Here is a 13086-nt window from a genome sequence, read left to right as displayed (position 1 = left end):
GGCCATCCTCACCCCTCGGCCAGCGGCAACCCCCGATCCATCCCACCCCAATGCAGGTCGGGCGTCGTGGCGAACAACCGGCGGTGGGCGAGGACCGCGTAGGTGTCGGTCATGCCGGCGATGTAGTCGGCCACGCGCCGGGCGAGGCGGCTCGGGGTGGCGTCGTCGAGGCCGGCGCGCCATTCCTCGGGCATCGCGGCGGGGTCGGCGGTGAAGGCGGCAAACAGGTCGGCGACGATGACGTCGGCCTTGGCGCGAACGCTGAGGACGCCGGGGTGGCGGTACATCCGCGCGAACAGGAACGTCTTGATCTGCGCGTCCGCCTCCACCATCGCGGGCGAGAACGCCACCACGGCCTCGCGCGCCCCGCGGATGTCCTCCACCGAGCGCGGGCCAAGGGCCGCGATCCGGCGGCGGCTCTCGCCGATCACGTCCTCCACGAAGCGGGTGATGACGCGCCGCGCCAGTTCGTGGATCTTTCGCGATGGCTCCAGGTTCGGATGGAGGACGTCGATCTCGTCGAGGAGGCCGGCCAGGAACGGTACCGCGTCGAGCTCGCCGAGCTCGAACAGGCCGGCGCGCAGGCCGTCGTCGAGGTCGTGGGAATCGTAGGCGATGTCGTCGGCGATGGCCGCCGCTTGCGCCTCCGGCCCGGCAAAGCGCGACAGGTCGAGGTCGTTGAGGGCATTGTAGTCGAGGATCGCCGCCGGGATGCCGCGCTCCGCCCAGCGCGGGGTCGGCCGGCCGTCCGGCCCGAGCAGGGGGCCGTTGTGCTTGACGAGGCCTTCCAGGGTTTCCCAGGCGAGGTTGAGCCCGTCGAAGCCGGCGTAGCGCCGCTCCAGTCGGGTGACGATGCGCAACGCCTGGGCGTTGTGGTCGAAGCCGCCGTGCGCGGCCATGGCCAGATCCAGCGCGTCCTCGCCGGTGTGCCCGAAGCAGGTGTGGCCGAGGTCGTGGCTCAGCGCCAGCGCCTCGGCCAGGTCCTCGTCGAGGCCGAGCGCCCGCGCCAGCGCCCGCGCGACCTGGCTGACCTCGAGGGTGTGCGTGAGCCGGGTGCGGTAATGGTCGCCTTCGTGGTGCACGAAGACCTGGGTCTTGTGCTTGAGGCGCCGGAACGCGCTCGCGTGGATGATGCGGTCGCGGTCGCGCTGGAAGTCGCTGCGCGTCGCCGAGGCCGGCTCTGGGATCAGGCGCCCGCGCGTGGCGGCCGGGTCGGTCGCGTAGGGCGCCCGCCAGCGTTCCCCGTTGTGCCGCACGTCGCGTTCCTTCATGCTGGCGGGTGAAACCCGATTTCGATGGTCCGGGCGCGAAGAGCGCCCCGCGAAGCGGGCCTTGCAGGACATCGGTCCTCCAAGGCGTCGAGCGAAGGCGAAAGCCAAGGCCGCGGATGCGGCCGCCGGCGCCTGAGGCTCGGCAACCCAGGGTCATCGGATTCGTCCGTTGGCATCCGGCTACCGCATCCGCCGCGTTGCGGCGCGCACCCGCACCTCATATCTTGTGTGCGGCGCCGGTCACGGCAATCACCGGCGCCGACAACGATGGACCGGAACCCGAGCATGACGAGTCCTGAGATCACCCTCACCCCCCGCGCCGCCAAGCGCATCAACGAGATCATGGGGGCCGAGCCTCCGGGCGCCTCCCTGCGCATCAGCGTCAACGGCGGCGGCTGCTCGGGCTTCTCCTACGCCTTCGACGTGGAGCGCACCCGCGCCGGCGACGACGTCGCCATCGAGCGCGACGGCGCCACGGTGCTGGTCGACCCGGTCTCGCTGGAATACATGAGCGGCGCCACCATCGACTTCGTCAACGACCTCATCGGCCAGTCGTTCAAGATCGAGAACCCCCAGGCCACCGCCTCCTGCGGCTGCGGCACCTCGTTCTCGCTCTGACGGGATCGGACCGCCCGCGATTGCCTCGCCCTGCAAAACGCGGCAGGGATGGCGCGGCCTCGAGGCTCACGGTTTTCCCCGCCAGCGATCCGGATACGCCCATGACCTGTTGGAAGGCCCGCCCGAACCTGACGCGGGCCGCGGGGCTCTCGGTCTGCCTGATCGCCCTGATGGGCGCCGGGCCCGGCCTCCACGGCGTCCTGTCGCCCGCCGTCGCCCAGGAAGCGGCCTCCGCGGTGCAGGACGTCACGCTCCAGGACGTGGTGCTGCCGCTGGGCGGCACCGTCCTCACCGCGCCGCGCCTGACGGTGAGCGGCACCCGCCTGTCGAAGGACGACGTCGTCGCCCTGCTCAAGCCGGGCCCCGGCGCGCCCTGGCCGGCCCGCCTCGCCCGCCTCGACGCCGCCAGCCTGACGATCCCCGAACTGCGCGTGTCCTATGTCGAGGGCGGCCCCGCCCGCCAGGGCGTGGTCTACCGCGACGTGGTCGCCAAGGACGTCCGGGCCGGGCGCATCGCCGAACTCACCGCCTCGGGCGCCTCCGTCTCGGTGACGGGCGGCCCGCGCACCGGCACCGGCACCTACGGCCGCATCGAGGCCCGCGACGTCGACCTCGTCACCCTGTCGCGCCTCTACGGCGAGCCGGGCGACGGCAAGGGCGCCATGCAGCGGATCTACGGTGTGGTCTCGCTCAGCGACGTCGCCTATGTCGACGACCGCGGCACGGCCCTCCGGATCGCCCGCATCGAGGGCCGCGACATGAGCGGCCGCCAGACGCCGGCGACCTGGGCCGGCGCGTTCCAATCCCTCACCGGGCTCGACCTCGACAGGGAGGCCCTCGACACGATGTCCCCGGCCGAGCGGGCCCGGCTGACCGGGATGGCGGCCGACCTCGTCGACTCCGTCGCGATCGGCGCGCTCGAAGCCACGGGCCTCAGCCTGCAGGAGACCAGGGACAAGGCGGTCGACCTCAGCATTGCCCGTTTCACCATGGGGGCGGCCGGCGCCAGCTTCGAGGACATCGGCTTTTCGGGCGGCGGCGCCCGCTCTCGGATCGGGCGGCTCTCCCTCTCGGGCTTCTCGCTGGCACCGACCGTCGCCGCCCTGCGCCGGCTCTCCGCGCTCACGACGCCGCCCTCCGACGACGATCTGCGCCGGCTCACCCCCACCATCGGCACCCTGGCGGTGCAGAACGTCGCCATCGACCTGCCGGCCGAGACCGTGCCCGCCGAGCCTCCGCCGGCCGCCGCCAGGGTCCCGGTCGACAGGGTCCCGGTCGACAGGCCTCCCGGCCTCGGCGGGGACCTGCGCGCCGGCCCGCCGGCGATGCCCGCTCCCTCGCCCGTTCCCCCCTCGCCCGTCCCTGCGCCGGTCGTCCTGCCCGCCGCCCATGTCGGCCTGCGCGACGCCACCATGAGCTTCGGCACGCCCAAGGACGGGGTGCCCACCGCCGGCCGGCTCAGCCTGTCGGGGCTCACCCTGCCCTCGGCCGCCGTGGCCGGCATCCCCGGCCTCGGTTCGCTCGGCCAGTACGGCTACCGCGACCTCGACCTCGATGCGGTGGCCGAATCCTCCTGGGACGAGGCGGCGCGCGAACTCAAGGTCCGCGAGATCTCGGTCTCCGGCAAGGAGATGGGCACGCTGCGCCTCAACGGCACGGTGGGCGGCATCGGGCCGGAGGTGTTCGACGCGGATGCGGCGGTCTCGGGCTACGCCTGGCTCTCGGCCACCGCCAAGGCCCTCGACCTCACCATCGAGAACACCGGCCTGTTCGAGCGCTTCATCACCGCCCAGTCGAAGGTGCTGAGCCTCAAGCCCGAGGAGCTGACCCAGGAATACGCCACCGCGAGCGCCTTCGGCGTGCCCGCCATCCTCGGCGGCTCGGCCAACGCCAAGGCGATCGGCACCGCGATGGCGCAGTTCGTGGCCAAGCCCGGCCGCCTGTTCCTCAGCGCCCGCCCCAAGAACGGGACGGGCCTCGGCGTCATCGACTTCAGCGCCGCCCCGAACCCCGGCGCGGTCCTGGATCGGTTGGACGTGACCGCCAAGGCGAACTGAGGGTTTTTGAACCCGCCTTCCTCGTGGGAGGCGCCGGATGCGAGGCGGGAGTGGAGGCCTCCCCTCCGGTCAGGTCAGCTCGCGCACCACCACCCGCCCGCGCTCGGCCGAGAGCGCGAGGCGGCCGGCCTTGAGGGCGAGCGCCTTTTCGCCGAACAGGGCGTGGCGCCAGCCGGTGAGCACCGGCACGTCGGCGTTGTCGTCTTCGGCCAGCGCCTCGAGGTCCTCGATGGTGGCCACGATCTTGGGCGCCACCCGCTCGGCCTCGCACACCGCCTTGAGCAGCACCTTGAGGAGTTCGACCAGCGCCCCGTTGCCGCCCCGCCCGCGGCTGCGCTCGGCCGCCACCGGGATCTCGGCGGTGTCGCGCAGGAAGCCGCGCTCCACCGCAGCGAGGATGTCGGCTCCCGTGCGCGAGCGCTCGAAGCCGGCGGGAATCGAGCGCAGGCGCCCCAGCGCCTCGACGTTGCGCGGGGCGGAGGTGGCGACGTCGATCACCGCCTCGTCCTTGAGGATGCGCCCGCGCGGCACGTTGCGGCTCTGCGCCTCGCGCTCGCGCCAGGCGGCGACCTCCATCAGCACCGCGATCTCGCGGGGCTTGCGCATGCGCCCCGACAGGCGGCGCCAGGCCAGAGCGGGGTCGGCCTTGTAGGTCTCGGGCGAGGTGAGGACGCTCATCTCCTCGTCGAGCCATTCGCCGCGATCGGTCGACAAGAGCTGGCCCGCCAGGACCTCGTAGACCTTGACGAGGTGCGTGACGTCCGAGAGCGCATAGGAAAGCTGGGCGTCCGAGAGGGGCCGACGCGACCAGTCGGTGAAGCGCGAGGACTTGTCGATCTTGGCCTTGGCCACGTCGTTGACGAGCTGCTCGTAGGAGACCGAGTCGCCGTAGCCGCAGACCATGGCGGCCACCTGGGTGTCGAAGAACGGCTGCGGCAGGAGCCCGCCGAGCAGCCAGATGATCTCGAGGTCCTGGCGGGCCGAGTGGAACACCTTGACCACGCCCTCGTGCGCCATCAGCGCGAAGAACGGCGCCAGGTCGAGGTCGGGCGAGAGCGGGTCGACCAGCACGCCCGACCCGTCCGGCCCCGCCATCTGGATGAGGCAGAGCTTCGGGTAATAGGTCGTCTCGCGCATGAACTCGGTGTCCACGGTCACGAACGGCATGGCGGAAAAGCGGGTGCAGGCCTCGGCGAGGTCGTGCGTGGTCGAGATCAGGTCCATGAAATCGGCTATATCCGAGGTTTAGGCCCGCGGCGAGATCGGCCCGCGCGGTTATCCGACCCCGGCCCCCTCCTTCCTCAGACGGCGCCCCCTCACGTCGGGTGCGTCCTCGTCACGACAAGCGAGTCCTGGTCACGCCAGGTGATAGGTCGGCCAGCGCGGCGTCGGTCCCCGTTCCGCCTGGGGGTGGTCGCGCGGGAGGACGACGCTGCCGAAGCCGAGGGCGAAGGGCAGCAACGGGGCTCCCAGCAGCGTGAGGTAGGTGTCCGGCAGGTGCTGGTGCAGGTTCTCGAACACGTAGGCGACGAGGTCGCACCCGATGGTGGGCGGCCGGACGGTCCCCGTGAGAGACAGGGGCGTGCCCACGGGGGCGTAGTCGTAGCCCCCGAGCGCCAGCCGGGCCGCGGTGGCCAGGAGCATCGCCGCGACCACCGCCCCGCCCTTGGGCGAAGGCTCGTAGAAATCGTGGGTCGCCAAGACCCGGTCCCAGCCGTAGGCGACGGTGTCGAGGGTGTTGAAGCAGCGCGTCACCCGGCCGTCGAGGGCCGTGCCCGGCCCGAACAGGGCGGCGAAGGCGGTATTGCCCGGCGTCATCCCGGCAAAGCTGCAGGCCGAGACCGGCCGCGGCGGCAGCCTGCCCGCCAGCCCCTCCCCGCTCAGCCACAGGGCCACCACCGGGGCCAGGGTGCCACCCAGGCTGTGGCCCGTCACGGTGAGGGCGGCCTCCGGCGGCAGGGCGCCGACGGCCGCCGCCAGCGTCGTCCCGTCGGCATCGGTGAGCCCCTGGAGGGTAGCGAGGCCCTTGGCCGTCCCGGCGGATACCCGGGCCTCCGGCGCGCCGGGCCAGGAGACCATGTCGCCGAACGGGCTGTCCTCGTCACCGTCCTCCCAATAGGCGGGCGAGAACGGGTTCGGGTAGGTGCCGCGGATCGCCAGCACGCAGGCGCCGGTGGCAGTGCTGCGGGCGAGATAGGCGAAGTTCACCGGCGGATCGGGCGGTGCCGCGATCCAGGCGACGGTCCAGTCACCTGCCGTGAGCGGGTCCCGGGCGAGATAGCCCGGGATCGCGGCCGGGTCGCCGTAGGCGATTCCGGCCAGCGTCATCAGTTCGGCGGTCGAGGCAGACATGGCCCAACCCGCCTCAGCCGACGATCACGCCCCCTCCGCCGATGGGCACCGAATAGGCGGCGGCCGCGATCGGCGCGAGGGGAGCGTTCTGGTTCACGAAGAACTGCCGCACGGTCGCGGTCGCCAGGAACGTGGAGCCGCCCGATGGGAGCAGGGATACGATGCCGCGGTTCCCGGCCGATTCGGTCACCGCACCGGATCGAGAGGCCAGGCTGAGACCTGTCGAGACGTATTGCACCCCGACGATCAAGGTTTGGTTCGCGGGGATCGTATAAAAGAGGTTCGGATTCGATGGCGATTTTGTGAAAGCAAACGTCTGATCGTAGATCGTAAGATCGTAATAGACCAGGTTTGCCGCGAGGTTGATCGTACCGCCGGAGGTCGACAGTATGAACGGCACCGTCGGTCTGTAGCTCAGCTGGATCGACGCGGAGCCGCTGGTTGCCGTGTTGGTGATCTGGATGAAGGTGCCCTGGAGCACCAGGGGGACTTGCGTGAGGCCGGGAACGATCGGCTCGCCCAAGACCTCGAACGGGATGGTGTAGGGGACCGCGGTCAGGGACTTCACCGCATTGAAGGCGTCCTCCGACGTCAGCAGATCGTCCGGCAGCGTCGTCGATGCGTGGGGGTTCTCGACGATCAGCATGGCGTCACCTCTCCGCAGGATCGAGCAGCGGCGGCTCCCGACCGAATATCGCCCGCAGGTTGTATAATCTCAGATTGATTCTATCAAGACGTATTCAGTCATGGCGTGTGTTTTTCGGGTGGCCTCGCGACGCATCGCCGCGATCGACCTGCCCGGCGCGGCGACCCCCGAAGCGGAGGCCGCAAACTTGACTTCACCCCCCTCGCGTGAATGGTGCGGCCCTCATTCCCAAGAGGCCGTCATGCAGCCCGTCATGCACCGTTATCGGACCCATACCTGCGGGGCGCTCCGCCCGTCCGACGTCGGCGCGAGCATCCGCCTGTCCGGCTGGTGCCACCGCATCCGCGACCACGGCGGCGTGCTGTTCATCGATCTGCGCGACCACTACGGGCTCACGCAATGCGTGGTCGATTCCGACTCGAAGGCCTTCAAGGGCGCGAATCTCGCACGCTCGGAGTGGGTGATCCGCATCGACGGGCGCGTGCGGACCCGGCCCGCCGGCACTGAGAACCCCGACCTGCCCACCGGCACCATCGAGGTCTACATCGACGACCTCGAAGTGCTCGGGCCCGCCGGCGAACTGCCGGTGCCGGTCTTCGGCGACCAGGAGTATCCGGAGGAAACGCGGCTCAAGTACCGCTTCCTGGATCTCCGCCGCGACAAGCTGCACGCCAACATCATGAAGCGCGGCGCGATCATCGATTCCTTGCGCCGCCGCATGCGCGAGGGCGGCTTTTTCGAATTTCAGACGCCGATCCTTACGGCGTCCAGCCCTGAGGGCGCGCGCGACTACCTCGTCCCGTCCCGCGTGCACCCCGGAAAATTCTACGCGCTGCCCCAGGCGCCCCAGCAGTTCAAGCAGCTGACGATGATCGCCGGCTTCGACCGCTACTTCCAGATCGCGCCGTGCTTTCGCGACGAGGACGCGCGGGCCGACCGGAGCCCGGGCGAGTTCTACCAGCTCGACATCGAGATGAGCTTCGTCACGCAGGAGGACGTGTTCCAGTCGGTGGAGCCGGTGCTGCGCTCGGTGTTCGAGGAGTTCGCGCAAGGCAAGCGCGTCACGCAGGCGTTCCCGCGCATCCCCTACGCCGAGGCGATGCTGAAGTACGGCGTCGACAAGCCGGACCTGCGCAACCCGCTGGTCATCGCCGACGTGACCGAGGAGTTTTCGCGCGAGGACGTCGCCTTCAAGGCCTTCAAGGGCGTGATCGCATCGGGCGGCAAGGTCCGGGCGATCCCGGCCACGGGGGCGGCGACCCAGCCGCGCTCGTTCTTCGACAAGCTCAACGACTTTGCCCGCGCCGAGGGCGCGCCCGGCCTCGGCTACGTCGTCTTCGAGGACGTCGACGGTGCGCTCGCCGGCAAGGGCCCCATCGCCAAGTTCATCCCGGCCGAGGTGCTGGCGCTGATCGCCGCCAAGACCGGCACCGGGGCCGGCGACGCGGTGTTCTTCTCGGCCGGTACCGAGGCCAAGGCGGCGGCGTTGGCCGGCAAGGCCCGCAACCGGATCGCGGACGAGCTGAACCTCTCCGACAAGGACCAGTTCGCGTTCTGCTGGATCACCGACTTCCCGATGTACGAGTGGAACGAGGACGACAAGAAGATCGACTTCTCCCACAACCCGTTCTCGATGCCGAACTTCGACCGCGAGGCATTCCTGGCGCTCGACCCGAGCGAGTCCGAGACGATCCTCGGCATCAAGGCGTTCCAGTACGACATCGTCTGCAACGGCACCGAGCTCTCGTCCGGCGCCATCCGCAACCATCGCCCCGAGGTGATGGAGAAGGCCTTCGGTCTCGCCGGCTACGGCCAGGACGTGCTCGAGGAGAAGTTCGGCGGCATGCTCAACGCGCTCAAGCTCGGCGCACCCCCGCACGGCGGCATCGCGCCGGGGATCGACCGCATCGTCATGCTGCTGTGCGGCGAGCAGAACCTGCGCGAGGTGGTGCTGTTCCCCATGAACCAGCGCGCCGAGGACCTGATGATGGGCGCGCCCGCCGAGGCGACGCCCAAGCAGCTGCGCGAGCTGCACATCCGGCTCAACCTGCCCGAGAAGCAGGGGTGAGACGCGATACGCCTCCCTCCCCCTCTGCGAGGGAGGCTACCTCGCGGAGGCGAGGCGGGAGGGGGGATCGTCACCTCTTCGGATGACCGAGGGATCGCCTCCCCCGATTCGTCGCCGACGCGAGAGGCCCCTTTCCCCGGCTCACATCGGCCTTGCCCGATCTGATCGACGGTGTGCAGATAGCGGGCGCGCCCGATCCCTCCCGTCCCGATAGCGTCACCCGTGTCCTCCCTCGTCGCCATCGTCGTGACCCATGACAGCGCGGAGGCCCTGCCCGCCTGCCTCGGCGCCCTGGCCGCCGAGCACGTGCCGGCGGTCGTGGTCGACAACGCCAGCCGCGACGCGTCCGTGGCGGTCGCGGAGGCGGCCGGGGCGCGGGTGCTGCGCAACGCCCGCAACGAGGGGTTCGGCCGCGCCAACACCATCGGCGTGCGTGCCGCGGAGCGGGCCGAGCGGGTCCTCATGCTCAATCCCGACGTGGTGCTGCAGCCCGGGGCCGTCGACGCGCTGCTGGCCGCGGCCAGAGCCTATCCCGATGCCGGTCTCCTGGCGCCGCGCCTCGTGGAGCCCGACGGGCGGTTCTTCTACCAGCCGCGCTCGCTGCTCGCCCCCTATCTCACCAATCCCCATGGCAGGCTCGCCCTGCCCGAGGGCGACGCCTGCGCGCCCTTCCTGTCGGGGGCCTGCCTGATGGTGGCGCGCGACCTGTTCCTGGATCTCGGCGGGTTCGATCCCGGCATCTTCCTGTTCTACGAGGACGACGACCTGTGCCGGCGGGTGGCCGACACCGGCCGCGCCCTCGTCCACGTCCACGGCGCGCAAGCCCTGCACGGGCGCGGGCGCTCCTCGGCCCCCGCCCCCGGCCGGGTGTTCCGCACCCGCTGGCACCAGGCTTGGTCGCGCGCCTACGTGTCGCGAAAATACGGCCTGCCGGACCCCTCCCCGCGCATGCTGGCAGTGAACGCGCCCAAGGCCGCCCTGGCGGCCCTGAGCCTGCGCCGCCCGCTGATCGAACGCTATGCCGGCTCGGCGGCCGGCGCGCTCGCGGCCCTGCGCGGGCAGACCGCCCTGGCTCGAGAGGGCCTGGATCGCTGAAAGTCCCTTTCGTGATCGGCCGCTCGCCGGCCCGGCCTCGCGGGACGCCCCCGGCGGCCCCACCTACACCCGATCCGGCGCAGGGGCGGCGGAGGAAGGACCCCGTGGAGCGAATGACCAACCCTTGGGCGCGGCGCGAGATCTGGTTCCTCGCCCTCGCCGTCCTGCTCGCCGCCGCCGGGGGGGCGCTGTTCTACTGGTCGCGCGCCACGACGCTGACCATCGCCGTGGCGCCGGCCGGCGGAACCGAACCGGCGCTGCTGCGCGCCTACGCCGCCGCCCTGGCCCAGCGCGGCAGCGGCGTGCGCCTGACGATCGTCCCCTTCGACGGGGTGCGCGAGAGCGCCGAGGCGCTCCAGGAGAAGCGGGTCGATCTGGCCGTGGTCAGGCCGGACGTGACGATGCCCCGCGACGGCCTCACCCTCGCGATCCTGCGCGAGCAGGCAATCCTGGTGGCGACACCCGCCTCCTCCGGCATCGCGGCGATGCCCGATCTGGCCGGAAAGCGCCTCGGCCTCCTCGCCCGCCGGACCGCCGACCGGGCGCTGATCGAGGCGGTCCTCGACAGTGCCGGCCTCGGCCCCGAGGCCCCGGCCGGGGCCGTCGTCCTCGTTCCTCTGGAGGAGAGCGAGGTGACCGCCGCCTTCACGGGGAGCCGGATCGACGCCCTCGTCCTGGTGACGACGCCCACGACGCCGGCCGCGCGCCGGATCGTGCAGGCGGTGCAGGACGCGGGGCCCGACCGCGAGGCGGTCCTGTTCGGGGTGTCCGACGCGGCCGCGATCCTGGCGCGCCACCCCAAGCTCCAGGCCGTCACGGTCCCGGCCGGGCTCTACGGAGGCCGGCCGCGCCTGCCGGCCGAGGAGGTCGCCACCGTCGGGCCGTCCTACCGCCTGATGGCGCGTTCGGACCTGTCGCGCAGCCGCGCGGCCGAGGTGACCCAGCACCTCTTCGAGATGCGCGCCGGCCTCGCCGAGGCCGTGCCCGTCGCCGAGAGCCTGCTCCCGCCCGCCTACGAGACCACCGCCGCGGCGGTGAGCGCGCGCCTGCCGATCCATCCCGGCGCCCTCGACTACTACGAGCGCGAGCAGGAGAGCTTCATCGAACGCTACGAATCGTGGATCTACCTCGTCGCCATCTTCGGCGGCGGCATCGGCTCGGCCGGGGCCTGGCTGCGCCAGCGCCTGTCGCGCCTGCGCCGGCACCGCGTCGAGGTCGCCACGCAGCGCCTCCTCGAAATCCGCTCCCTGGCCCGGCGCAGCACCGAGGCCGACCGGCTGCGGGCGATGGCGGCCGAGATCGACGATCTCGCCGCCAGCATCGCCCGCCACGCCCTGCGCCGCCCCACCGACCCGCGCACGATGACCGCCGCCAGCGTCGCCCTCGACGCGGCCCGCGCGACCGTGGCACGGGCGCTGGGGGCGACGCAGGCGGGGTGAGGCGTTCGGCTGGGCCACGTCCCGGGCGAGCGACGTCCCGGGCGAGCCACGTCCCGGGCGAGCGACGTCCGGATGTCGCGCGTTTTCCCGCAGGGTGACGCAGGCGAGGTAGGGTTTTGATACGGTGTGAACGAAGCCTCGACGCGCCGGTTCGGATCGGTAAGCCCTCCGGGATGCGCGGGGCGGTACAATTTCGCGGAGACCCGATGACACAGGCCCGGCAGGACAGGATGACGACGACGCGATCCGTGACGGACGCAAGCTGGCCCTGGCGCAGGCGCGCCGTGTGGGGCGCCGTGTCCGTCGGCCTCGCGTTCGGCCAGCCCGCGCGCGCCGAGATGCCGCCCCGCGTCTCCGAAACCGAGGTCTTTCCGCGGCTGTCCGAGGACGCCGTCCGGATCCGTTTCCATCTGGGCGGGGTTCGCGACAACGCCCCCGACATTTCCCCGGTGCTGCCCGACATGCCCGGCCCAGCCTCGGCGTGGTATCTCGCGCAGTGGCAGAAGCGCGATCCGCTGCGGCCGGAGCGGATGCTGCGGGCCGATCCGGCCGCCACCGATCCTCGCCTGGGCCCCCCCCTGGTGTCGTTCCCGTCCGCGAGCGGCGAGTCGCGCCTCGACATCTACCGCGGCGAGGGATCGGCACCCGTGTTCGGCCTGACCTCCGCCGGCGGGACGCTGACGGCCGCCGGTGGCGCCAACGTGTTCTTGTCCGTCAACGCGGCCGAGACGGCGGCGAGCCTGGATGCCCCCACCGTCTACCGGGTCGGCCTCAAGTTGACACAGGCCTCGGTCGCGGCCCGCGACCCTCGCAGCCTCGACAACGGGGACGTGCTGGCGCAGGTCTTCACCGGGTTCACCCTGCGCTTCACCGATCCGGCCACCGGCAAGGTCACCCCCGCCTTCCTGCAGATCCCCCACGCCGATTCGCGGGAGGGGGACCCGACGCATCGGCAATGCAGCCTGAGCAACGGGACCGCGCAACTCCTGACCGTCGGCGGCGTGCGCGGCCGGCGCCTGCTGCCGTTCGCGGCGGCGGCACCCGAGGCCCCCTTGGCTTCCCTCGCCTTCGATCTCAACCGCGAGGTCTGCGCCCTGGCCAGAGCCGAGTTCCAATGCTCCGGCGGCGGTGCCTCCCAGCGCTTTCGCCTGCCGGCGAGCGCGATGGACCTCGCCAACTGGCGGATCGGCTCCCTCTACATCGGCCTGGAGACGCAGGATTCCGTCGAGAAGGCCCCGAACCCCGTTCGCGGCAGCGTCCGCGTCTCGCTCCAAGTCTCCGATCCACGGGTCTCGCAGGACGTCTCTCCCACCCGTCGGCGCGCAACTTGCACAGCGGGCGGCGAATGAGCCGAAGGCGCGGCCGCCCTGCGGGGCGTTTCGTCCGCGTCATAATTTTGTGCCATGGCGTGGTCGATGAAGCCCCTTCGGACGTTCCGGTGATCGAGAGGTCGCTTCGACATCCCGCAACGCGGCATCGAGCAGGACCGACAGCCGGCGCAAGGACCATCGGCTCGAGAGTGGGAACCCGCTTTTCGGGA

At 71.5% G+C, this 13086-nt stretch carries 10 protein-coding genes; 6 read left to right on the top strand and 4 right to left on the bottom strand.

The genetic code is table 11. The features are described from left to right. Positions 1-8 precede the first annotated feature (8 nt). On the bottom strand, positions 9-1271 hold the full coding sequence (locus tag ASF39_RS19675; RefSeq protein WP_056286991.1) for a deoxyguanosinetriphosphate triphosphohydrolase: 1263 nt from the start codon (positions 1269-1271) through the stop codon (positions 9-11). Positions 1272-1556: 285 nt separating this feature from the next. Between ASF39_RS19675 and ASF39_RS19670 the strand changes: the two genes are divergently transcribed. Together ASF39_RS19670 and ASF39_RS19665 are read left to right on the top strand one after the other, a co-directional pair. Then, a complete protein-coding gene (locus ASF39_RS19670; protein WP_055881848.1) occupies positions 1557-1889 on the top strand; it encodes an iron-sulfur cluster assembly accessory protein in 333 nt (110 codons plus the stop codon). 101 nt (positions 1890-1990) lie between these two features. Further along, complete coding sequence (locus tag ASF39_RS19665; RefSeq protein ID WP_055881845.1) at positions 1991-3946, top strand: hypothetical protein; 1956 nt, start codon at positions 1991-1993, stop codon at positions 3944-3946. Between the two features lie 69 nt (positions 3947-4015). On the opposite strand, the gene rnd is transcribed toward ASF39_RS19665, so the two are convergent. The 3 genes from rnd to ASF39_RS19650 form a co-directional block, all read right to left on the bottom strand. Further along, positions 4016-5170, bottom strand: a complete 1155-nt coding sequence (gene rnd / locus ASF39_RS19660) for a ribonuclease D (protein ID WP_055881842.1) — start codon at positions 5168-5170, stop codon at positions 4016-4018. Between the two features lie 132 nt (positions 5171-5302). Further along, complete coding sequence (locus ASF39_RS19655) at positions 5303-6298, bottom strand: lipase (RefSeq protein WP_056286986.1); 996 nt, start codon at positions 6296-6298, stop codon at positions 5303-5305. Positions 6299-6311: 13 nt separating this feature from the next. After that, on the bottom strand, positions 6312-6944 hold the full coding sequence (locus ASF39_RS19650) for a hypothetical protein (RefSeq protein WP_056286980.1): 633 nt from the start codon (positions 6942-6944) through the stop codon (positions 6312-6314). Between the two features lie 253 nt (positions 6945-7197). Here ASF39_RS19650 and aspS point away from each other — a divergent pair, with 253 nt between their 5' ends. The 4 genes from aspS (at position 7198) to ASF39_RS19630 (ending at position 12895) form a co-directional block, all read left to right on the top strand. After that, positions 7198-9012, top strand: coding sequence for an aspartate--tRNA ligase (gene aspS / locus ASF39_RS19645; protein ID WP_055882068.1), 1815 nt, complete (start codon positions 7198-7200; stop codon positions 9010-9012). Positions 9013-9234: 222 nt separating this feature from the next. Next, on the top strand, positions 9235-10107 hold the full coding sequence (locus tag ASF39_RS19640) for a glycosyltransferase family 2 protein (RefSeq protein ID WP_156648556.1): 873 nt from the start codon (positions 9235-9237) through the stop codon (positions 10105-10107). A gap of 113 nt (positions 10108-10220) precedes the next feature. Then, entirely contained in the window at positions 10221-11546 is a 1326-nt protein-coding gene (locus tag ASF39_RS19635) for a TAXI family TRAP transporter solute-binding subunit (RefSeq protein WP_056286971.1), read from the top strand. 206 nt (positions 11547-11752) lie between these two features. Next, positions 11753-12895 carry a hypothetical protein gene (locus tag ASF39_RS19630; protein ID WP_156648555.1) on the top strand — a complete coding sequence of 381 codons (1143 nt, stop codon included), beginning with the start codon at positions 11753-11755 and terminating at the stop codon, positions 12893-12895. Positions 12896-13086 lie beyond the last annotated feature (191 nt).

It is taken from the genome of Methylobacterium sp. Leaf108 (assembly GCF_001423265.1).
Classification (GTDB): Bacteria; Pseudomonadota; Alphaproteobacteria; order Rhizobiales; family Beijerinckiaceae; genus Methylobacterium.
Note: the sequence above shows the minus strand (reverse complement) of the source record. Positions and strands in the feature narration are given on the sequence as shown.